Source organism: Mesorhizobium sp. M0051, assembly GCF_040323235.1.
In the GTDB taxonomy this organism is placed as follows: Bacteria; Pseudomonadota; Alphaproteobacteria; order Rhizobiales; family Rhizobiaceae; genus Mesorhizobium.
Genome location: NZ_JAMYUT010000027.1, coordinates 69,271 through 89,741, shown reverse-complemented (window position 1 = coordinate 89,741; position 20,471 = coordinate 69,271). Strand labels below are relative to the sequence as shown.

The window sequence follows — 20,471 nt, the reverse complement described above, 5'->3', positions numbered from 1 at the left end:
TCCCGGCATGCGATAAGGATCCCGCTCATGATCGACACCAAAACCCTCACCCAACTCGGCGCCCACGTCGAGACGCCACAGAGCCCCGAAGCGGCGGTCCTGGAGACCGTGCCGTTTGCGCGCGGCGATGGGCCGCCGGCGATCGTGCGCTTCACCTGCCCGGAATTCACCTCGCTGTGCCCGGTCACCGGCCAGCCGGATTTCGCCCATATCGTCATCGACTATGCGCCCGATGCGCTGCTGGTGGAATCCAAGTCGCTCAAGCTGTTCATGACCTCGTTTCGCAACCATGGCGCCTTCCATGAAGACTGCACCGTCGTGATCGGCCGCCGTATTGTGGCGGCAACCAAGCCCTTGTGGTTGCGCATAGGCGGCTACTGGTATCCGCGCGGCGGCATTCCGATCGACGTGTTCTGGCAGACCGGCGCGCCGCCCGAAGGCGTCTGGCTGCCTGACACCGGCGTCGCGCCCTATCGCGGGCGCGGCTAGCTCGCTCATCATTCGCACTGATATTGGCTGAGTGCCCATTCACCGGTCACCGACAACAGATCCGTGATCTTCCAGTCGCCGTCGACCTTCTTGAACTTCCACTCCAGCCGGTGCGGGTTGCCAGCGATGACGAAGGCGACGATGACCTTGGCCTGGTCGCCACTGATCGCCTCAAGCGTCTTCAGGCTCTTGGCGATCTCGGCCTTGTCGTAATCAGCGTTGTCGAGCGCCATGTTGGGGTCGAGGCATTCGCCCTGCCCGGATTTGCGCAAGGCGTCGCTCTTGTCGAGCACGGTTTTTGCCGGATCGATGAAATGGCTGCGCTGCGCCGGATCGATCTCCAGCCCAGCCTGATCGTAAAACGGCCGCACCACAGCGGTCGGGGATCCCGGCAGGATGGGCGCTGCCGGCGCTGCCTCGGCTGGCGACCGCCCTACCGGCGGCGTTGTCGGTTCCACGGCCCCGCCGGGCGCATTTGCCGGCGGCGCCCCGCTGTCGCCCGGCGCGGTGTCAGCCGGGGTGTTTGCCGGCGGCGCACCCAACAAACCTTGGGCGGCGGCACCGCTCAGACTCACCGCCAGCAGGCAGATGGTCGAGAGTGCCAGGAACGGGCGATGGGCCATCGCATCACTCCGCTGTCTGGCCGGCCATGCATTCCAGCGCGCTGAGCTTCCAGTCGTTGGTCTTCGAGGCAATGTCCGATATCTTCCATTTGCCTTCGATCTTCTTGAGCGACCACACCATTTCGCGTTTGGAATCGTCGCCTTCGGAGAAAAGGCTGAAGGACGCTGTAACCTCTGCATTGTCGCCATCCAGCTTCTCAGACAGTTTCAGCGTCTTCGAGACGGTCTTCTGATCGAAATCCTGGGCGTCCAGGCCAGGATCGAAATCGATGCAGGCGACCTCGTCCGGGTTCTTTTTCGTTGCCTGGTCGTTCAGGTCGAAGAGTTTCGTCACCGGCTCGGTGAACCGATCCCGGTATTGTTCGTCGGCCTCGAATTTGACCGCCGGAACATAGAAGAACTTCACGGCGTTGGACGCCGGTCCGGCGACGGCGGCCGCCGGCAAGGCTATCGAAAGGGCGGCAACGAGCACTGTCAGTCTCATGCAGAATCTCCAGCTTTTGATGGCTTGAGCCTATCAATACCACGTATCCTGCATATCGGCTTTTCTTCGGCTCATGAAGCCCCGCAACGCTTGTTTCAACCATCCAGCCAGACGTTCTGCAGGTCCATCTCGAAGGTCTGGTGGACGCCGTAGTTCTTCACCTTCTTGTTCATGTGGCTGTAGAGCTTCTGCCAGAACGGCTGAACGATGACGCCCGAATCCTGCAGGATCTGTTCGACGTCCTTCATCACTTCGCGGCGCTTCGCCACGTCGATGAGCGAGAGAGCCTGCTTGAGCTTGGCGTCGAAATCGGGATTCGAATATGCCGTTTCATTCCAGGCCTCGCCGGTGCGATATCCCAGCGCCAGCACCTGGACGCCGAGCGGGCGCATGTACCAGATCGTCATCGAGTAGGGATATTTCGTCCAGTCGTTCCAGAAGGTCGAACCCGGCAGCACCGTGCGCTTGACCTTGATCCCGGCATCGCGCAGCTGGCCGGCGATCGCGTCGCCCGTATTCTTCTGCCAATCGTCCTCGACGGTGATCAGTTCATGCTCGAAGTCGGCCTGCCCGGCTTCCGCCATCAGCTTCTTGGCGCCGGCGGCGTCACGTGTCTTCTTGGGCAGCGGGTAATATTCCGGGTGGATCGGGGCGACGTGATGGTTTTCGCCGGGGGTGCCTCGCCCGGCATAGCCAAGTTCGAGAACCGCATTGTTGTCGACGGCCATTTGCAGGGCATTGCGCACCCGCTGGTCGTCATAGGGCTTGTGGGTGATGTTGGTGCGGGCAACGAGCGTCGTCGCCGTCGCGACCTCCGATTTCACCAGGCCCATCTTGTCGAGTATGTCGATGAAGTCCGCGGGCGTCTCGAAATTGAGGTCGATCTCGCCGGAGTCGAAAGCATTGACCGAAGCGTTGAAGTCGGTGCCGTAGTCGATGAATTCGACACTGTCGAGCGGCGCTTCCCCACCCCACCATTTGCCGTTCTCGCGGCGCTTGACCACCGCCTTCTGGCCGACATCGTATGAGACCAGTTCGAACGGCCCCGTGCCGATCGGCTTCTTGATCGGATCGGCGCCGTCGGTATCGAAGTTGCGATGAACAACCAGCGCGGGATAGTCGGTGAAGTTCGGGATCAGCGAAATGTCGGGTTCGGCGAGTTTCAGCTTGACCGTGTTGTCGTCGACCTTGGTGATCGCGCCATCCCTGGCCTTGCCGGTCTTTGCGTCGATCAGCGCGCCGACGCGGGCGGCCATCGAATTGCCGGCGACGCCTTTCTCGCACCAGCGAGTCAGATTGTAGGCGACGTCATCGGCGTTGAAAGCATCGCCGTTGTTCCAGGTGATGCCCTTGCGCACGTGCAGCACGTATTCTGTGGCATCGTCGTTGATGTCCCAGCTTTCGAGTAGAACCGGCTCGAATGTGAATTGCCTGGTGTAGCGGACAAGCGGCTCCAGCCAGCAGCGCGAAATGTTGGCCAGTTCCACCCAGTCGTAAGTGCGCGGATCCTTCTGCCCCTTCACCGACATGGAAACGCGCAGCGTTCCGCCTTTCTTTGCCTCCTGCGCCACCGCCCGATCGGGCACGGCTAGGCCGATCATGCCGTAGGCAAGCGCCGTTGACGCGCCGAAGGCGCTTGCCAGCGCCAGGAATTCGCGCCGGTCGACACGACCGGCGCGTGCTTCGGCGGCCATTGCTTCGATGGCGCTCGGCACGTGATCGCTATTGCTCCTGAATAGGGTCATTGTTTCCTCCCGTCTGGTCCCTTGGTCTTGGTTCGTCGCATCAGCTGACGCTGTCCGGCAGCTTCTCCTCGCGCCGCGCGATAAAGTCTGTCAGGCCGTCGGCGATGCCTTCGTCGAGCTTCGGCTCCTCATAATCCGCCAGCATGTTGCGTGCCTTTTCGCGGCCGCGCGTGTCATGGTCCTTCGCCCCTTCGGCCTTCCACTGTTCGAACGAATTGAAGTCCATGATGGTGGGCATGAAGAAGGCGGACTCGAAATGTTCGAGCGTATGCTGGGTGCCCAGGAAATGGCCCTGCGGCCCCACTTCGCGGATCGCCGCCATCGCTTCCTTGAAATCGTCGAACGGCAGCCCGCCGGCGTATTTGTACCAGCCGACAAGCTGTTCGCAGTCGGTCGCGAATTTCGAATAGCCGCAAGTCAGGCCGGCCTCGAGCCATCCGGCGGAGTGCCAGATGTAATTGGCCCCAGAAAGAATGGCGGCATGCATCAGCATGTTCGCCTCGTAGCCCGCCTGGGCGTCGTTCAGCTTCGATCCGACATGGAAACCCGACGTGCGCCACGGCAGCCGGTATTTCCGCGCCAGCGCACCCATCAGATACATCATCTGGGCCGCCTCCGGCGTGCCGCCCATGGGAGCGCCGGTCTTCATGTCCACCGTCACCATGAACTGTCCGTAGACCTGCGGCGACCCAGGGCGCAGCAGCTGCGTGAACGCGACGCCCGCCAGCGCTTCCGCATTGACCTGCGCCACCGCGCCCACGGCGGAGGCCGAGGTCGAGGCGCCGCACAGTGCGAAGGGCGCGAGGATCAGCGGCTGGTTGCTCCGCGCATAGACCTTCATCGCGTCCAGCATGGTGGCGTCCCACACAAGCGGCGAATTGCAGTTGGTGATTGACACCAGGACCGGGTTGTCGCGGACATAATCCTCGCCGAACACGATGCCCGCCATCGCCATCGTGTCTTCCGCCCGATCCTTGGACGTGACGATGCCCATGAACGGCTTGTCGGAGTGCTTCAGCGCTGAATGGATTATGTGGAGGTGACGCTTCGGCACCGCAATCTCCATCGGCTCGCAGATGATGGAGCTCGATGAATGCAGCGCCGGCGCCATGTAGGCGAGCTTGTGGAAATTGTTGAGGTCGGCGAGCGTGCCGTAGCGCCTGTTGTTGTCGAGGTCGCGCACATAAGGCGCGCCGTACATCGGCACGAAGATGGAGTTGTTGCCGCCCACGCGCACCGAGCGCTGCGGATTTCGCGCATTGAGCGTGAATTCCGACGGGACCTTCGACACGAGCTCCATCAGCAAGGCGCGGTCGATGCGGACACGTGTCTCCGAAACGTCTGCCCCCGCGGCCTTCCAGATCGCAATGGCCTCGTCGTCGCGGAATTCGCATCCCACCTCTTCGAGGATCGAGAGCGACTCCTCATGGATCAGCTCGACCGCCTCATCGGGAACCATCTGATAGACAGGGATCTTGCGGACCAGCGTCGGAAACGACATTACCGGCGCTCCGCGCAGCGCTTTGCGCCCCAAGCGGCCGCCACTTCGACGATTGGCGTGTTCGGTCACATCAGGGGCAGGTGCGTTCATGGCAACTCCATTCCACTCATTGGCACCAGCCTAACGGGACAAAATGGCGATGTGACGCTGGAAAATCCTGATCTCTTGTATAAGCTGAGCTTATGCGAAGCCTGCGCCACCTCCTGCCCTCGGCCGGCAGCCTGATCGTCTTCGAGGCGGCCGGGCGTCTGTCGAGCTTCACCGCCGCCGGGCGCGAACTCGGCATGACGCAGGCTGCCGTCTCCTACGCGGTGCGCGGACTGGAAGAACAGCTCGGCGCCAAGGTGTTCCAGCGCCGCCATCGCCAGGTCGTCCTCACCGAGGCCGGCGAGCGCTTCCACGCCGATGTCTCGCTCGGCCTCTCGCATATCCGCAAATCGGCGGAGGATCTGCGCCTGCAGGCAACCGGCGGCCACGTGACGCTGGCCGCCTCGACGGCCTTTGGTTCCTTCTGGATGATGCCGCGCCTACAGCAGTTCCGAGACGAACTGCCGGGCATCGACCTGCGCATCCAGACCGCCGACCGCGATCTCGATATCATCGCCGAAGGCATCCCTCTCGGCGTGCGCGGCGGCGAGCAGCGGGATTGGCCCGACTATCATTCGCTGCCGCTGGCGGACGAGGAAATCTTCCCCGTCGCCGGAACCAGCTACGCGGCAAAGTTCGGCCTGCCCAAATCGGTGGCGGAACTGGCCACGCACCGTCTCATCCATCTGGAAGAGCCGTACCGCGAGGCGGCCAGTTGGGACGAATGGTTCGTGTCGGCGGGCGCCAGCCTAAGCGACACCGCGCGCGGCCTGCGCATAAACGACTATGGCCTGGTGATCCAGGGCGTGATGGAAGGGCAAGGCATTGCCCTCGGCTGGCGGCATCTTGCCGAGCGGCTGCTGGCATCAGGCCTGCTGGTGCCGGTGACGGATCATGTGCTGAGGACCGGCAAGGCCTTCTACGTCGTCTGGCCGAAGAACCGCGAGCTCAGCGACAACGCCAGCAAGGTGCGGGACTGGCTGGCCGCGCAGGCGTGAGGGACAGTGCCTCCCAGTTCCTTGAAAGTCGGCGGGACAGCATCACCGCTATTCCGCCGACATCGAATGCTTCCTCATCGCATTCGAATCCGCCTATAGTGGACGGCATGCCCATCCGCCAACTTTCCGAAACGATGATCAACCAGATCGCCGCCGGCGAAGTCATCGAGCGTCCGGCAAGCGTGGTCAAGGAACTGGTCGAGAATGCGCTCGATGCCGGTGCCGGGAGGGTCGAGATCGTCACGGCCGGCGGCGGGCTGAACCTGGTCCGCGTCACCGACGACGGCTCCGGCATTCCAGAACCGGAGCTGGCGCTGGCGATTGCCCGCCACTGCACCTCCAAGCTCACCGAGGATATCAACGATATCCGCTCGCTCGGCTTCCGCGGCGAAGCGCTGCCGTCGATCGGCTCGGTGTCGCGGCTGTCGATCCGTTCGCGCACGGCCGCCGGCGACAGTGCCGCCGAGATCGGCATCGAGGGTGGCCGCGTCTTGCCCGTCAGGCCGGCTGCTGCCAATCGCGGGACCACCGTGGAGGTCCGCGACCTGTTTTTTGCCACTCCCGCCAGACTCAAATTCATGAAGGGCGAACGTGCCGAAAGCTCGGCGACCAGCGACGTGGTCAAGCGCATCGCCATCGCCTTCCCTGCCGTGCGCTTCACGCTGGCTGGTTCCGACCGCTCGACGTTGGAACTGCCGGCGACCGACGACGGCGCGGAAGGCAGTCTGCGCCGCATCGCCCAGGTGATGGGCGCGGACTTTCCCGACAATTCGATTGCCATCAACGCGATGCGCGAAGGCGTGCATCTGACCGGTCACGTGTCGATCCCCTCCTTCACTCGCGCCAACGCGCTGCAACAATATGCCTATGTCAACGGCCGCCCGGTGCGCGACAAGCTGATCGCCGGCGCCATCCGCGGTGCCTATGCCGACGTCTTGCCGCGCGACCGCCATGCGGTGACGGTGCTGTTCCTGTCGCTCGATCCGGCCATCGTCGACGTCAATGTCCATCCGGCGAAGGCCGATGTGCGCTTCCGCGACCCTGGCCTGGTGCGTGGGCTTATCGTCGGAGCAATCCGGCAAGCACTCGCCGATTCCGGCATTCGTGCCGCGACCACGGGCGCTGCCGGTATGATGGCGGCCTTCCGGCCCGGTGCCGCATCCTACGGCGGCTCGGCAAACGGCCACCGCAGCTACGACGCGGCCTACCGCGCGTCAGGTACGTCCAGCTTCGATGCGGCCCGTTCGCCGCAGCGGCCGCTCGACATGGGTTTCGAAGGGGCTGGCTTTGAGCATCGCGGTTTGCGCGAAAATGATCAGGCTGCGTTCGATGCCGGTCCGCTTGCCAGCGCCGATGCGCGCGCCGGACAGGGCGAAGCCGCCGAGACATTGCTTGGCGCGGTGCTGGGTGCGGCGCGCGCCCAGGTGCATGAGAACTACATCGTCGCGCAGACCAGGGATTCGCTCGTCATCGTCGACCAGCACGCAGCGCATGAGCGGCTGGTCTACGAGGCGCTGAAAAATGCGCTGCATTCGCGCCCCGTGCCCTCGCAGATGCTGCTTCTGCCTGAAATCATCGACCTGCCGGAAGAGGATGCCGAACGGCTGGCGATGCATTCGGAGACGCTGGCCCGCTTCGGCCTCGGCATCGAGCGCTTCGGCCCGGGCGCCGTCGCAGTGCGCGAGACGCCGTCGATGCTCGGTGAAACCAACGTCCAGCAATTGGTGCGCGATCTTGCCGACGAGATCGCCGACAACGACACGGTCGAGACGCTGAAAGAGCGGCTGGACAAGATTGCTGCGACCATGGCCTGCCACGGCTCGGTCCGCTCCGGCCGCCTGCTCAAGGCCGAGGAGATGAACGCGCTGCTGCGCCAGATGGAGGCGACGCCGGGTTCCGGCACCTGCAACCACGGGCGACCGACCTATATCGAACTCAAGCTTGCGGATATCGAGAGGCTGTTTGGGCGGCGTTAGTTCAGTTCTGGGAAAGACGATGCAGGAAGAGCGTTTGGTCGGCGAAAGAGCAGACCGTAGGTGCCAGTGTTCCCCAGCAATGCCGAGACAACCGTTCGCCGCGCTCGCCCCGAATGCGGCGCCGGCTTCACGCACGGCAATCGCCAGCATCGCAGCAGCCAGCAGGTAGCGCATCGCCGCCAACAGAAGTGGGGGGTAAGTCATTGAGACCGAACTTGATCGCCGTCCAGGTCAGCCCCCACATCAGCGACATCACCGCGAAGAAAGGTGAGGTTGCGAATGACCACGTGGCCGTCAGCGCAGTCCCTGCCTATCGACGAGTATCCGATGGACATCGATCCGCTTGGGCAATTCTATCAGGAACTCGGCATCGCGGTCCAAATGGTGGACTTTGGTCGGTTCGCCTTTGGTGAAGGCGGTCATCGCTTGCATATCGGCCCAATAGGAGATGGTCGTGAACCACGTCTCCTCGCCGCGGTCCTCGCGCAACAATTGGACGCCGAGCGCGGTCTTCTCGAGGGGTGGAATACCCTCGGCGCGAATGTATGACTCATAGGCGTCGGCAACCTCGCGGCGTGTGCGACCGCGCCAAATGCGCGCGATTGTCGGCTTAGTCGGCATGATAAACTCCTTCGCACAGACGGGCACGGGCACTGCGAACCCCAACCTTGAGCGACGATCAGGCGTGGACACGTGCCAAAAACTCGCGAATCAGTGGCAGGGCATCGTCGAAATGTGTCTCCAGCAGCCAGTGGCCCGCGCGATCGATCAAATAACAGTTCCGCATCGGGCAGATCGCGATGATAGGCCCGGGCGGACGCTGCCGGCATATAGCCGTCCTCTGGCCCCCAGACGATCAGCGTCGGCGGATGATAGGCGCGCAGATAGGCTTGATATCGCGGGAACCAGGCAAGGTTGGCCTCCAGTTTCTCCATTAAATCGACGGCGACCTGTCGACGGACGGGTGTGTCCATCAATGGCCAGTGAAGTTTCCACAGATCGGGCGGCACGCGCATGGCGACGTCGTCCGCCACTTCGCCGATGAACTCGGCGCGAAACCCGTCCTCGCTCACCGCCGCCTCGAGTGGGCGGTGCTTGTCGGGCGTCTTGTCGGCCCACCAAGCTTTGATCACGGCGTATTTGGGACCGAGGACGTCCTCGTAGATATCACCGTTCTGGATGATGAGCGCGGTGACCCGATCCGGATGCGAGATCGCGTGCCGGAGTCCTATCTGCGAGCCATAATCATGCAGCCACAAGGCGTAGCGCTTGAGACCGAATGCATCAACAAGTTTGGCAAGCACGTCGGCATAGGCGTCAAAATCATAGCCGAAGGCGGTCAGATCGGGTGTGCCGCTGTACCCGAAGCCCGGCCAGTCGAATGCAATCGTCCGCCAGCGGTCGGCGAGCGCGGGCATCAATTGGCGGAATTGGTATGAGGAACAGGGATAGCCGTGCGGCAAGAGCAAGACAGGTGCTTCGGGTGGCCCTGCCTCGCGGTAGAAAATGGATAGATCATCCAGTTGCATGCGCCGGTGCGTCGTTGCACCCACCATTCGGGCCTCCGTCGAATAAACACCGGCAAAACGCGTCTAGCCGGGGTTCGTTCCGGGATTTATCGGAGCGCAAGGGACACTGGCCGATCAGGTAGACGTCGGAGGGTCGGGCTTCAGCATTTCTTTGGAGTCGGACAACTCCAGCATTCATCTCTTCAAATTCACCACGATGACGCCGCCAAGCGCCAGCGCGCCGCCCAGGATGCCGAGCAGCGTCGGCACTTCGCCCAGCCAGAAGAAGCCGATCAGAGCAGACATGGGCGAAACCAGGTAAAGGAAGTTCGAGGCGCGTGCCGCGGGCAGACGCGACAGTGCGGTCGCCCAGGCGGCATAGGCGATCAGGCTGGGGACGATGCCGAGAAAGATCACAGCGCCAAGGCCTGCGGTGTCAGCAAGCGCCGCCTGCGAAAAGGCTGACGGCAGGAAGGGCGACAGGCAGAGTGCGCCGAGCACCATGTTCGAAGCCGAAATGGTCAACGGATGATGGCGGGCAAACAGCGGCTTCTGGACGATGGTGTTGACGGCCGAGCATAAGGCCGAGCCAAGTACCAGCAGGGCACCGGCGTTGAAATGCAGTCCCTGCCCGTCTGCCGTGGCGATGATGCCAATGCCGGCGAAGGAAATCATCGTGCCGAACCAGGCCATGCCCGAGAAGCGCTCGCCAAGCAACGCCATCGCCATGATGGCGGTGAAGATCGGGCTGACATTGATGATGAAGCCAGCGGCACCTGCCGAAACGGTCAGTTCGCCGAAATTGAGCATGACGGTGTAGAGTGCGACGAAGATGGCGCCGCCGAAGACGAGGCGCCACACTTCGTCGAGCCTGGGCAGCGCCGGCCGCTTGACCGCGAGGAAGATCGCCGCCGGCACCGCGGCGATGGAAAAGCGCAGGGCGCCGAGTTCCAGCGGCCCGAAGGCGGCAAGACCGGCACGGATCGCCGGAAAGGCTGACGCCCAGCCAACCACCGTCAGCGCCACCGCAATGGCTGCCGTGGTGTCCACCCGCTGTGTCGAATTCAACGTGCCCGTGATTGCACCCATCTCACCGTCCTCGTGTTCTTCGGTCCTGAAAGGCAGAAAACGCCTTTTCGGGCCGGTTGACAAACGACCAAATCGAGGATCACCTGTGACTATGGATCACAGCTCAGACACAATGGTGCCGCTCGAAACGCTGCGCGCCTTCGACGCGGCGGCGCGAACAGGGAGCTTTTCGGCGGCGGCCGAAAAGCTCAACATCACCCACGGCGCCGTCAGCAGGCAGATCGCCAAGCTCGAAGACTGGCTGGGACTGAAAGTCTTCGATCGTGGCGCGCGCGGCGTTTCGCTGACCATCGAGGGCAACCGGCTGCATCTGCGCACAGCCGAAGCTTTCGCGCTGATTTCCAGCCATTCCGACCGCTGGGTCGAACCGCGCGGCACTGCCGTGGTGCGTCTGACCTCGATCCCCTCGGTCAGCGGGCTGTGGCTGATGCCGCGCATGGCAGCGCTGGAGAACGATCCCTCCAAGCTGCGCATCGTGCTGGATGTCGATATACGTCAGGCCGACCTTGCCGACGAAGGCATTGACCTCTCGATCCGCTGCGGCCGCGGCGGCATTCCAGGCCGCGTCTCGGTGCAGCTCTTCGAGGAACATGTCTTCCCCATCGCCTCGCCCGAGCTAGCCCGCGAGATCGGTCGCGGCGACCCTGCCCGGCTGCTCAAGTTTCCGCTGATCAACGATTCCGATGCGTCGGCCTGGCGCGCCTGGTTCGCCGCGCAAGGCATGGACTACCGCCCGCGCCCGCAGGACCGTCGCTTCGAGGACTACAATCTGGTGCTCGACGCCGCCGCCTATGGGCTCGGCATCGCGCTGGCGCGTCCGCCGCTGACCGGGCATCAGTTGGAGTCGGGCCGCATCACTCCCGTCGACGAGCGCACCGCCCTCAATCCGGTATCCTACTGGCTCGACCGGCCGATGGGACGGCCACGGGCCGCCGCGGCGGAACTGGCGCGCCGTATCGCGGTGCAGGCAGGACTGCCGCCGGAAAAGATGGAAGCCTTCATCGATGCTGAGGGTTAGCGTAGCACCAGAAGGACGAACCCGACGATCGCCGCGACCAACAGCCCGGCAGCCAACGACGTTAGCCCGACGCTCATCTGCCTGCTTTCGGGTTGCGCCACGTCGTTCGACCGGGAAGCCGCCCGCCCTCGTCCTGCAACCGCCTTGGCCACCGTCGCGCGGCGCAGGGCCGGAACCTCAGGTGAGAGGAGCGCAAGCCATGGCAGTGCCGTGGGCTTTGCGGCGGCTTCCTCATCGATCCTTGCCGGCGGCGGCGCCAGGCCACGTCGTCTGTCGCCGTCGGCCGATGTCCTCGCCGCAGTCGCTGCGGCAACCCCGGTCGTTTCGCCGTCCGGCTCCGCGAGCGCCAGGTAGGCCTGCAACATCTCCGCCGATGCTGTCTGCTGGGCTCTCGCCGTTGTTGCCGGCAATATCAGCATAGGCAGTGACGGTGTCGCTGCCGGACGCACGGGCGCGCCGGATGGCGCCGGCGGCGCCACAAGCGCCTTAACGAGGGCGGCTTTTACCGGATTGGCCCTCGCCGACGGCACGGCCTGCGGCGTTATTGCTTCCCGAAGCAAGGCGGCAAGACGAGCAGAGGAAATATCCATAGCGCCCTGTCAACAGCGTTTTTCTTTCCAACATTAGGGGCTCAGCATTGTCTCAGGCTTGTCACATGCTTGACCTCGCCGGAAATTTATGGCGATGAAATCCCCATGAACCTCGGCGTCCCTGCATCATGAACCGTTTCGAAGGCCCCGGCGGCAGCAAGGAAGCCCGCATCCGCTATCTCGATGGCGATTTCCAGGTTACCAGCCCCGGCGCATTCGTGCGCTGCGCGGTGACCGGCGAAAGCATTCCGCTCGATGAGTTGAAATACTGGAGCGTCGCCAGGCAAGAGCCCTATGTCAGCGCAACTGCATCCCTGCGCCGCGAAATCGAGGTGCATCCGGAGCTTCGAAAGCGCGGTTAGCCCCTCATCTTACGCTGGCGCCAGGCATCGAGCGTTTCATCGATGATGCGCGCGGGCACGTGATCGAGTTCGAAAACGGTGTCGATCTCCAGCACTTCGAGCCGGTCGAGAAAGTCCTGTGAGGCGCCGTGCCGCAGCCGCGCGGCGTCTTTGGCGGTGGTGATGAGGCCAAGCCCCTCGGCGCGTGCGGTCGCCGCCAGTTCGGCAAGTTCATCCTCGCCATAGAAATGATGGTCCGGAAACGGCCGAGTCAACGCCAGCTCGCCGCCGGCATTGCGCACCGTGTCGAAGAATTTCTCGGGGTGGCCGATGCCGGCGAAGGCCAGGAGCCGCTTTCCGGCAAGCCCTGCCTTGCCGGTTGGTTCGGTATGGGCTTCGAAGATCGCCCGGCCGGCGCGCGCCGCCTGGCGTACCACGGCGTCAGCGGCGGTGCCCTCGCCCATCTTCAACAGCCCGCTGGTGAAGACCAGTTGGTCGACGATTTTGGCCCGGAGCGGACCGCCCGGAATGACACGGCCATTGCCAATCCCGTAGCGCGCGTCGACGACGACCAGCGCGTAGTCGATATGGATGCGCGCGCTCTGGAAGCCATCGTCCATGATCAAGAAATCGCAGCCATGCTTTTCCAGCAGCAGCCGGGCGCCGGCGGCGCGGTTCGGCGTCACCGCCACTGGCGCGTGTTCGGCCAAGAGCAGCGGCTCGTCGCCGACATGCCTGGCGCTGTCGTGATTGACATCGACGACATGCGGCTCGGCGAAGGAGCCGCCATGGCCGCGCGACAGGAAGCCGGGTTTCAGATGCATGCGTTTGGCCTGTTGGGCGAGCGCGATGGCCACCGGTGTCTTGCCGGTACCGCCAACAGTGAAATTGCCGACGCACAGAACCGGTGCCTCGATTTTCTCACGCTTGGCCCGCCGCATGCCCCGACCGGCGGCAAGCGCATAGATGGCCGACAGCGGCGACAGTGCCAGGACCCGCCAGTCCGGCTCTTCCCACCAGAATGGTGGTGCTTCGGAAGCCACGTTAGCGCCCGTTAGCGCCCTTCAGGCGCGATTTGATGACCAGCGGCTGGATGTAAGGCTCAAGGGATTTCAGCGTGCGCGCCAGCGCACCGCGCATCTCATCGACGGTCGCAACGCCCGCCGCCATCATTTCGTGGCGCGCCACTTCGTTGGTCAGGAGGAAATTGACGGCGCCGGCCAGCATGTCGCGATCGCGCACCAGCTTGGCGCCGCCGCTGTCGAGCAGACGCTGGTAGGCCTCGCGAAAATTCTGCACATTGCGGCCGGCGAGAACCGCGGTGTCGAGCATGGCCGGCTCCAGCGGATTCTGGCCACCCTCCGAGGTCAGCGAGCGGCCGACGAACGCGATTTCCGTCAGCCTGAGATAAAGCCCCATCTCGCCGATCGTATCGCCGAGCAATATATCGGTGTCGGCAGTGATCCTGTCGCCCTTGCTGCGCCGCGCGACCTTCAGGCCCATGCCGGAAATCTGCGTGGCAAGCACCTCGGCGCGGGCGGGATGACGTGGCACGACGATCGTCAGAAGACCAGGGTGACGCCTGTGCAGTGTCGCGTGGACTTCCGCGGCGACTACCTCCTCGCCGTCATGAGTCGAGATCGCCGCCCAGGTCGGACGCGCGCCGATCTGCCGCCGCAGCGTCGCCAGCACCCGTTCGTCGACCGGCGGCGGCGAAGTATCGACCTTGAGGTTGCCCGACACGGTGACCGGCCTGGCGCCGAGCGCGAGGAAGCGCTCGCCATCGACATCCGACTGCGCCACCACATGAGCCAGATTCTCAAACAACGCCTCGGCGATGTTTGCCCGTTTCTTCCACGACCTGAACGAACGGTCGGACAGCCTGCCATTGACCAGCACCTGCGGCACGCGGCGCGCGCCAAGCTCGAGGATGGTCATCGGCCAGATCTCGGATTCGGCGATGATCGCCAGATCCGGCTGCCAGTGATCGAGGAACCGGCTGACCGCCGGCTTGAGGTCGAGCGGCACATATTGGTGGATGATGCGATCACCGAGCCGCTCGTCGGCGACCTGCGCCGAAGTGACCGTGCCGGTCGTCAGCACGATGTTGACGCCGTAGTCGAGAATGCTTTCGACCAGCGGCACGACGGCTATTGTCTCACCCACGCTTGCAGCATGGATCCAGATCACCGGACCTTGGGGCCGCGGGCGGCCGGCGACGCCATAGCGCTCGCGGCGGCGATAGCGGTCTTCCTTGCCGCGCGAGGTGCGCCAGGCGACATAGGGCCCGACCAGCGGATAAGCGGCCGCACCCGCGAAGCGGTATGCCGACAGCATGGCTCGCGCCCAGCGACCGCTCATCGTGTGGCGTCCACAAGACGGTAAGCCTCAGCGGTCGCGGCATTGAGCGCGACTGTCACTTCCTGGCGCTTGCGCTCCATTTCGGCGTCGTCGGCGCCAGCCGCCACGAAGATCGGTGGGCCGATGACGATCGACGAGCGGCCGAATGGCAGGTTGATGGTGGTCCTGTCCCAGCTCTTCTCCAGCACCTTGCGGCGGCTGGTGGTGATGGCGACTGGCACAAGCGGCCGGCCCGAGAGGCGCGCCAGGAGAACGATGCCAAGCCCTGCGTCGCGCGGTGTACCGTGCGGAATGTCTGCGATCATGGCGACGTTCTTGCCGCTGGCGAGCGACTTTTTCAGGGCGATAAGGGCTCTTGCCCCGCCCTTGTCGAGATGCCTGGCATTTTCACGTCCACCTGAACCGCGCACAGCCTCGATGCCGAATTTCTCCAGCATCAACGCGTTGAGCTCGGCATCGGCGCTGCGCGAAACCATGGCGACCAATGGCTTGCGCTTGGGGTAGTAGGCTGGCGTCAGCAGGTGCTGGCCGTGCCACAGGGCGATGATGCCGGGCTCGAACTCGGTATAGTCACCGCCCGAAAACTGCGCCGACCCTTCGACGACGCGATTGGTGAGGCGCACGAACCGGACGAACTGGGCGAACAGGCTGGCGATGGCGTTCTTGACGAACCGCGATTCCGCCAGCGGTTGGCGAATCTTGCGCCAGAAGGCCTTGGTCGTGCGGCTGCGTCCCCTGCCCGTGGGCGAGGCCTCTCCCGCTGGCCCTTTCGCCAGATCATGCTCCATCGAAGTCAACCGGCAGCCTTGTTGTCGGGGTCCAGCAGCCGATGCAGGTGAACGACGAAATAACGCATGTGGGCATTGTCCACGCTGGCTTGCGCCTTGGCTTTCCACGCCGTGTGCGCGGATTGATAGTCCGGATAGATGCCGACGATGTCGAGCCCGTCGAGATCGCGGAATTCGGTGCCGCCAAGCTTCTTCAGTTCGCCACCGAACACCAGATGCAAAAGCTGTTTCTTTCCGTCTTCCGCGGCCATGTCGGTCCTTCACATATCGTGAGTTTGTGACAGGTCTAGACCAAAGCCGCCGACTTTGGAACCTTAGAGCCTGATGAATTCATCTCGTTCAGGAAAGCGCTTTCACGCATCCAGCCCGGCGATGACGCCGGCGAGCACGGCCAGCAGTTCGCCGCTGCCGGCGGCGAGCACGCCGTGACGGGTCACCTCGCCGGCATAGAGCGGGGCGCGGCCATGCTGGTCGAGCAACTGGCCGCCGGCCTCGCGCAGGATGAGATCGGCGGCCGCAATGTCCCAGTCATGCGCGTTCGGCTTGACGAAAGTGGCATCCAGCGCGCCATTGGCGATCATGGCCAGTCGATAGGCGAGCGAAGGACTGTAGGGCGCCCGCTTCAGCCGCGCCTGCCATTCGGCAGGCATCAGGTCGGTCAACTGCTTGAGCCCGGAAATCTCGGCCGTATCCGCCAGCTTGCGCACCGCAATCCGCTTGCCGTTGCGGAAGGCGCCCTGACCGGGCAGCGCCCAATAGGTCTCCTCCATCGCCGGACATTCCAGTACGCCGGCCAACGAGCGGCCATGCTCGACGACGGCAACGCTGACGCACCAGGTGCGCTGGCCCTCCAGGAACCCGCGCGTGCCGTCGATCGGATCAACGACGAAGGTGCGGCGTGCCGAAAGCCGAACCGGATCGTCGACTGTTTCTTCAGACAGCCAGCCATAATCCGGCCGCGCCGCCAGCAGCGTTTTGTGCAGAAAGGCGTCGGCGGCGTGATCGGCCTCGCTGACCGGCGATGTGCCGCCCTTCATCCAGACTTGTGGGCTGTTGCCGAAGTAGCGCATGGCGATGACACCAGCCTCGCGGGCGGCATCGCGCAGCAGCTCCAAATCCTCGGTGGCGCCGGCAGTGGTCAGGTCATGCTCCGGCAAGGGTCATCCCTTCGATCAGGAGCGTTGGGGCGGCGGTGCCGAAATTGCGGTCAAGATCGCTTGCCGGCACCATGTTGAGGAACATGGTCTTCAGGTTCGAGGCGATGGTGACCTCGGCGACCGGATAGGCCAGTTCACCATTCTCGATCCAGAAGCCCGAGGCGCCACGGCTGTATTCGCCGGTGACCATGTCGACGCCCTGGCCAAACACCTCGGTGACATAGAACCCGGTCTTGAGCGATTTGATCAGCTCTTCCGGCGAGCGCTCGCCGGGCTCAATGGCGAGATTGGTGGAGGATGGCGAGACGGAAGAGCCGCTGCGCGCGCCGCGCCCGTTGGTGACGAGGCCAAGCTCGCGCGCGGCCGATGTCGACAGGAACCAGTGATTGAGCACGCCCTTCTCGACCATCAAGAGCTTTTTCCCCTCGACGCCTTCGCCGTCGAATGGACGCGAGGCCTGGCCACGCCGCCTGAGCGGCTCGTCGGTGACGGTGATGGCGGATGCGGCCACCTGCTTGCCCATCATGTCGCGCAGGAACGAGGTCTTGCGCGCGACCGAGGCGCCGTTGATGGCGCCGCCAAGATGGCCGGCGATGCCGCGCGCGACGCGCGGATCGAACACCACGTCGACCGGCCCGGTCGCCGCCTTGCGCGCCCCGATGCGACGCACCGCGCGTTCGCCGGCCTTGCGGCCGATATCCTCGGGTGTATCCAGATCGGCAAAGTGCTGGCGCGAAGAGAATTCGTAGTCGCGCTCCATGCCGGTGCCCTCGCCGGCAATGACGCTGGCCGAGCGCGAAAAACGCGAGCCGACATAGTGGCCGAGGAAGCCGTGCGAGGTGGCCAGAACCAGCCCGCCCAGGCCCGCACTGGCGCTGGCGCCGGCCGAATTGGTCACGCCCTTGACGGCAAGGGCTGCCGCTTCCGTCGCAAGGGCTGCTTCCTTCAACTGGTCGGCCGACACTTCGGTGGCATCGAACAGGTCGAGATCGCGCGTCTGTTTGGCGAGCAATGCCGGGTCGGCGAGCCCCTGGTAAGGATCCTGCGGCGACACTTTCGCCATCGCGACGGCACGCTCGGCGAGCATCTTCGGATCCGAGGCCGCCGTCGCCGAGACACTCGCCACCCGGCCACCGACAAAGACGCGTAGCGCGACATCCTCGCTCTCGGACGATTCGGTGCCCTCGACCTTACCGAGACGCACCGACACACCGGTCGAGCGGCCTCGCACTGCCACCGCGTCGGCGGCATCGGCGCCGGCCTTTTTGGCAGCCTCGACCAGAGCCGCGACGCGGTCGGTCAATTTTGCTGCGTCTGATATATCGGTCATGCCTGAAATCCTGCTGGTGCGGCCGACGTCCGGTCGTTGCCCACCCATCTATTGTTCCGGTCCGGCTTGTGCAATGGCATAGGCTTCAATCAAAATGCAGGGTTGAGGGTTCAAACCGCGAACCCCGCGACGCATAACCAGTCCGCAGCCTGCTCGGAGCATTTTCGATGACGCCCTTCCATCTCGCCTTTCCTGTCCGTGATCTCGATGAAACCCGCGTTTTCTATGGCGAGGTGCTGGGCTGCGCGGTCGGCCGCTCGTCGGTGACCTGGGTGGACTTCGACCTGTTCGGCCACCAGATGTCGGCGCATCTGCGGCCGCAGGCAGCACAAGCCCTCAGTGACGGCAAGGTCGACGGCATCACCGTGCCTATCCCCCATTTCGGCGCTGTGCTGCTGATGGACGACTGGCAGCGCCTGGCAACGCGACTGGAGGCGCGCGACGATATCGACTGGCTGGAACGGCCGATGGTCCGCTTCAAGGGCGAGCCCGGCGAACAGGCGACGCTATTCATCCGCGACCCCTCGGGCAACGCACTGGAATTCAAGGGCTTCCGCTCGTTGGAGCAGGTTTTCGCGCATTGAACAGGTCAGGAACGGCTGCCGAGTGATTCAGGACGCAGCGACCGGCGTCCAGATGACGTCCTCGATCTTCTGAGCGCCGGTCGCCAGCATGGCCAGCCGGTCGAAGCCGAGCGCGATCCCGCTGGCCTGCGGCATGATGGCCAGGGCGGCGAGGAAATCCTCGTCCAGCGGATAGCGCTCACCGTAGATGCGCTGTTTCTCATCCATCTCGATGACAAAGCGCCGGCGCTGCTCCTCGGCATCGGTCAGTTCGCCAAAGCCGTTGGCGAGTTCGACGCCGCAGCAATAGAGCTCGAAGCGCTCGGCAACGCGCGGGTCGATCGGGCTTGGCCGCGCCAGCGCCGCCTCGGCCACAGGATATTCGCACAGGATGGTCGCCCGCCCCTGGCCGAGGAACGGTTCGACCTTTTCCACCATCACCCGGCTGAACAGGTCGGCCCAGCTGTCGTCGGGTGCGGTGCGCAGGCCGGCCTCGACCAAGGCGGCATAAAGTGCGTCGCGGTCGGTGTTGCCGTCGATGGCGACCGTGGCCAGCAGGTCGATGCCGGCATGGCGGGTGAAGGCATCCGCAACCGTCAGCCGCTCCGGCTCGGCGAACGGATCGCAGTCGCGGCCGCGGAAGGAAAAGCGCGTCGCCCCTGCCCTTGTCGCGGCAAGCGCCAGAAAGGCAGCGCAATCCTGCATCAGGCTCTCATAGGCCTCGCCCACCCGGTACCATTCGAGCATGGTGAATTCGGGATGGTGCAAGGGGCCGCGCTCGCGGTTGCGGTAGACGGGACCGAAGCTGAAAATGCGCTGCTCGCCAGCGGCAAGCAGCTTCTTGCAGGCGAATTCCGGCGAGGTGTGGAGATACAGCGGCGACCGCGCGCCGTCCGGCCCTATCGCTTCCGTGGCGAAGGCCGCCAGATGCGCCTCGTTGCCGGGCGAGACCTGCAGGGCCGCCGTTTCCACCTCGACGAAATCATGGGCGGCGAACCAGTCGCGCAGGCTGGCGGCGATGGCATTGCGCAGCATCAGCCGCGGGCGGCGGTCGGCATGGACATGCGGCGTCCACCAGGGTGAAGCTTCGGTCATGGGGCCCAGATCATGGTGGAAGGGGGCTGGCGGCGGCGGCCAAGATGCGGTAGGCCCCCATCCAGCGCCGCACAAGCCGGCAAACGCCAATCAACTATCGCAGGATTTAAAACCGTGGTGAAAGTCATCGCCAGTTCGCTCCGCAAAGGCAATGTCGTCGAAAAGGACGGCAAGCTTTATGTGATCCTCTTTGCCGAAAACATCCATCCAGGCAAGGGCACGCCAGTGACGCAGCTCGACATGCGCCGCATAGGCGACGGAGTGAAGGTTTCGGAGCGCTACCGCACCACCGAACAGGTGGAGCGCGCCTATGTCGAAGAGCGCGAGCACACCTTCCTCTATCGCGACGGCGAAGGCTTTCACTTCATGAACCCGGAAACCTACGACCAGGTAGCGGTGTCGGAAGCCGTGGTCGGCGACATGGCGCCTTACCTTCTGGAAGGCATGGCCGTGCAGTTGTCACAGTTCAACGGCATTGCCATTTCATTGGTGCTGCCGCAGCGCGCTACCTTCGAAGTGGTCGAAACCGAGCCGACGACCAAGGGACAGACGGCCTCCTCATCCTACAAGCCGGCCGTGCTGTCCAACGGCGTGCGCACGCTGGTGCCCCCGCACATCGCGCCGGGCACCCGCGTGGTGGTGATGACGGCCGATGGGGCTTATGTGGAGCGGGCCAAGGACTGAGGGGCTCCTGTCACGTGGGATGGCTGCCTCGCAGCCGCCGCCCT

The 20,471-nt window shown here is 64.1% G+C and carries 21 protein-coding genes and 1 pseudogene; 7 read left to right on the top strand and 15 right to left on the bottom strand.

Annotated elements, in window-relative coordinates; translation table 11 throughout:
• The first annotated feature begins 27 nt into the window (after nt 1-27).
• The gene (gene queF, locus NKJ90_RS24760; protein WP_023762131.1) at nt 28-489 is read left to right on the top strand and encodes a preQ(1) synthase; all 462 of its coding nucleotides are present in this window, start codon (nt 28-30) and stop codon (nt 487-489) included.
• Between the two features lie 8 nt (nt 490-497).
• Here queF and NKJ90_RS24755 read toward each other — a convergent pair whose 3' ends face one another.
• The 4 genes from NKJ90_RS24755 to NKJ90_RS24740 form a co-directional block, all read right to left on the bottom strand.
• The gene (locus NKJ90_RS24755) at nt 498-1,112 is read right to left on the bottom strand and encodes a YqhG/Tai3 family protein (RefSeq protein ID WP_023762130.1); all 615 of its coding nucleotides are present in this window, start codon (nt 1,110-1,112) and stop codon (nt 498-500) included.
• Nucleotides 1,113-1,116: 4 nt separating this feature from the next.
• Nucleotides 1,117-1,596, bottom strand: a complete 480-nt coding sequence (locus NKJ90_RS24750; RefSeq protein ID WP_023762129.1) for a DUF3828 domain-containing protein — start codon at nt 1,594-1,596, stop codon at nt 1,117-1,119.
• Between the two features lie 95 nt (nt 1,597-1,691).
• Nucleotides 1,692-3,341, bottom strand: a complete 1,650-nt coding sequence (locus NKJ90_RS24745; protein WP_031261037.1) for an ABC transporter substrate-binding protein — start codon at nt 3,339-3,341, stop codon at nt 1,692-1,694.
• A gap of 40 nt (nt 3,342-3,381) precedes the next feature.
• Nucleotides 3,382-4,932, bottom strand: a complete 1,551-nt coding sequence (locus NKJ90_RS24740; RefSeq protein WP_352487081.1) for a trimethylamine methyltransferase family protein — start codon at nt 4,930-4,932, stop codon at nt 3,382-3,384.
• Nucleotides 4,933-5,024: 92 nt separating this feature from the next.
• On the opposite strand from NKJ90_RS24740, the gene NKJ90_RS24735 reads away from it, so the two are divergent.
• Nucleotides 5,025-5,927: a LysR substrate-binding domain-containing protein gene (locus tag NKJ90_RS24735; protein WP_352487079.1), complete on the top strand. Its 903-nt coding sequence runs from the start codon at nt 5,025-5,027 to the stop codon at nt 5,925-5,927.
• 107 nt (nt 5,928-6,034) lie between these two features.
• On the top strand, nt 6,035-7,903 hold the full coding sequence (gene mutL / locus NKJ90_RS24730; RefSeq protein ID WP_023762124.1) for a DNA mismatch repair endonuclease MutL: 1,869 nt from the start codon (nt 6,035-6,037) through the stop codon (nt 7,901-7,903).
• A 294-nt stretch (nt 7,904-8,197) separates the two neighbouring features.
• On the opposite strand, the gene NKJ90_RS24725 is transcribed toward mutL, so the two are convergent.
• The 3 genes and pseudogenes from NKJ90_RS24725 to NKJ90_RS24715 form a co-directional block, all read right to left on the bottom strand.
• Nucleotides 8,198-8,524 (bottom strand): antibiotic biosynthesis monooxygenase family protein, encoded by a 327-nt coding sequence (locus tag NKJ90_RS24725; protein ID WP_023762123.1) that lies wholly within the window; start codon nt 8,522-8,524, stop codon nt 8,198-8,200.
• A 58-nt stretch (nt 8,525-8,582) separates the two neighbouring features.
• Nucleotides 8,583-9,459, bottom strand: a pseudogene (locus tag NKJ90_RS24720) (alpha/beta fold hydrolase).
• A gap of 147 nt (nt 9,460-9,606) precedes the next feature.
• Nucleotides 9,607-10,500 carry a DMT family transporter gene (locus tag NKJ90_RS24715; protein WP_023762120.1) on the bottom strand — a complete coding sequence of 298 codons (894 nt, stop codon included), beginning with the start codon at nt 10,498-10,500 and terminating at the stop codon, nt 9,607-9,609.
• 91 nt (nt 10,501-10,591) lie between these two features.
• Between NKJ90_RS24715 and NKJ90_RS24710 the strand changes: the two genes are divergently transcribed.
• Nucleotides 10,592-11,518 (top strand): LysR family transcriptional regulator, encoded by a 927-nt coding sequence (locus NKJ90_RS24710; protein ID WP_352487077.1) that lies wholly within the window; start codon nt 10,592-10,594, stop codon nt 11,516-11,518.
• Here NKJ90_RS24710 and NKJ90_RS24705 read toward each other — a convergent pair.
• Nucleotides 11,515-12,108: a hypothetical protein gene (locus tag NKJ90_RS24705; RefSeq protein WP_031261033.1), complete on the bottom strand. Its 594-nt coding sequence runs from the start codon at nt 12,106-12,108 to the stop codon at nt 11,515-11,517. The genes NKJ90_RS24710 and NKJ90_RS24705 overlap by 4 nt on opposite strands.
• A gap of 125 nt (nt 12,109-12,233) precedes the next feature.
• On the opposite strand from NKJ90_RS24705, the gene NKJ90_RS24700 reads away from it, so the two are divergent.
• On the top strand, nt 12,234-12,470 hold the full coding sequence (locus NKJ90_RS24700; RefSeq protein WP_031261032.1) for a DUF2093 domain-containing protein: 237 nt from the start codon (nt 12,234-12,236) through the stop codon (nt 12,468-12,470).
• Here NKJ90_RS24700 and lpxK read toward each other — a convergent pair.
• The 6 genes from lpxK to NKJ90_RS24670 form a co-directional block, all read right to left on the bottom strand.
• On the bottom strand, nt 12,467-13,492 hold the full coding sequence (gene lpxK / locus NKJ90_RS24695; RefSeq protein WP_023762116.1) for a tetraacyldisaccharide 4'-kinase: 1,026 nt from the start codon (nt 13,490-13,492) through the stop codon (nt 12,467-12,469). The two genes, NKJ90_RS24700 and lpxK, sit on opposite strands and share 4 nt — an antisense overlap.
• Nucleotide 13,493: 1 nt before the next feature.
• A complete protein-coding gene (waaA, locus tag NKJ90_RS24690; protein ID WP_023762115.1) occupies nt 13,494-14,810 on the bottom strand; it encodes a lipid IV(A) 3-deoxy-D-manno-octulosonic acid transferase in 1,317 nt (438 codons plus the stop codon).
• Nucleotides 14,807-15,598 carry a lysophospholipid acyltransferase family protein gene (locus tag NKJ90_RS24685; RefSeq protein ID WP_031261028.1) on the bottom strand — a complete coding sequence of 264 codons (792 nt, stop codon included), beginning with the start codon at nt 15,596-15,598 and terminating at the stop codon, nt 14,807-14,809. Before NKJ90_RS24685 ends, waaA begins: the two co-directional genes overlap by 4 nt.
• A gap of 5 nt (nt 15,599-15,603) precedes the next feature.
• A complete protein-coding gene (locus NKJ90_RS24680) occupies nt 15,604-15,849 on the bottom strand; it encodes a DUF4170 domain-containing protein (RefSeq protein ID WP_013532345.1) in 246 nt (81 codons plus the stop codon).
• A gap of 102 nt (nt 15,850-15,951) precedes the next feature.
• On the bottom strand, nt 15,952-16,755 hold the full coding sequence (locus NKJ90_RS24675) for a 3'(2'),5'-bisphosphate nucleotidase CysQ (protein WP_023762113.1): 804 nt from the start codon (nt 16,753-16,755) through the stop codon (nt 15,952-15,954).
• Nucleotides 16,742-18,085 (bottom strand): TldD/PmbA family protein, encoded by a 1,344-nt coding sequence (locus tag NKJ90_RS24670; protein ID WP_352487075.1) that lies wholly within the window; start codon nt 18,083-18,085, stop codon nt 16,742-16,744. Before NKJ90_RS24670 ends, NKJ90_RS24675 begins: the two co-directional genes overlap by 14 nt.
• 167 nt (nt 18,086-18,252) lie before the next feature.
• On the opposite strand from NKJ90_RS24670, the gene NKJ90_RS24665 reads away from it, so the two are divergent.
• Nucleotides 18,253-18,669 (top strand): VOC family protein, encoded by a 417-nt coding sequence (locus NKJ90_RS24665; protein WP_023762110.1) that lies wholly within the window; start codon nt 18,253-18,255, stop codon nt 18,667-18,669.
• A 27-nt stretch (nt 18,670-18,696) separates the two neighbouring features.
• Here the strand turns inward: NKJ90_RS24665 and epmA are convergent, their stop codons facing one another.
• Nucleotides 18,697-19,743, bottom strand: a complete 1,047-nt coding sequence (gene epmA, locus NKJ90_RS24660) for an EF-P lysine aminoacylase EpmA (RefSeq protein WP_023762109.1) — start codon at nt 19,741-19,743, stop codon at nt 18,697-18,699.
• 114 nt (nt 19,744-19,857) lie between these two features.
• Between epmA and efp the strand changes: the two genes are divergently transcribed.
• On the top strand, nt 19,858-20,427 hold the full coding sequence (gene efp / locus NKJ90_RS24655; RefSeq protein ID WP_023762108.1) for an elongation factor P: 570 nt from the start codon (nt 19,858-19,860) through the stop codon (nt 20,425-20,427).
• Nucleotides 20,428-20,471: the final 44 nt, after the last annotated feature.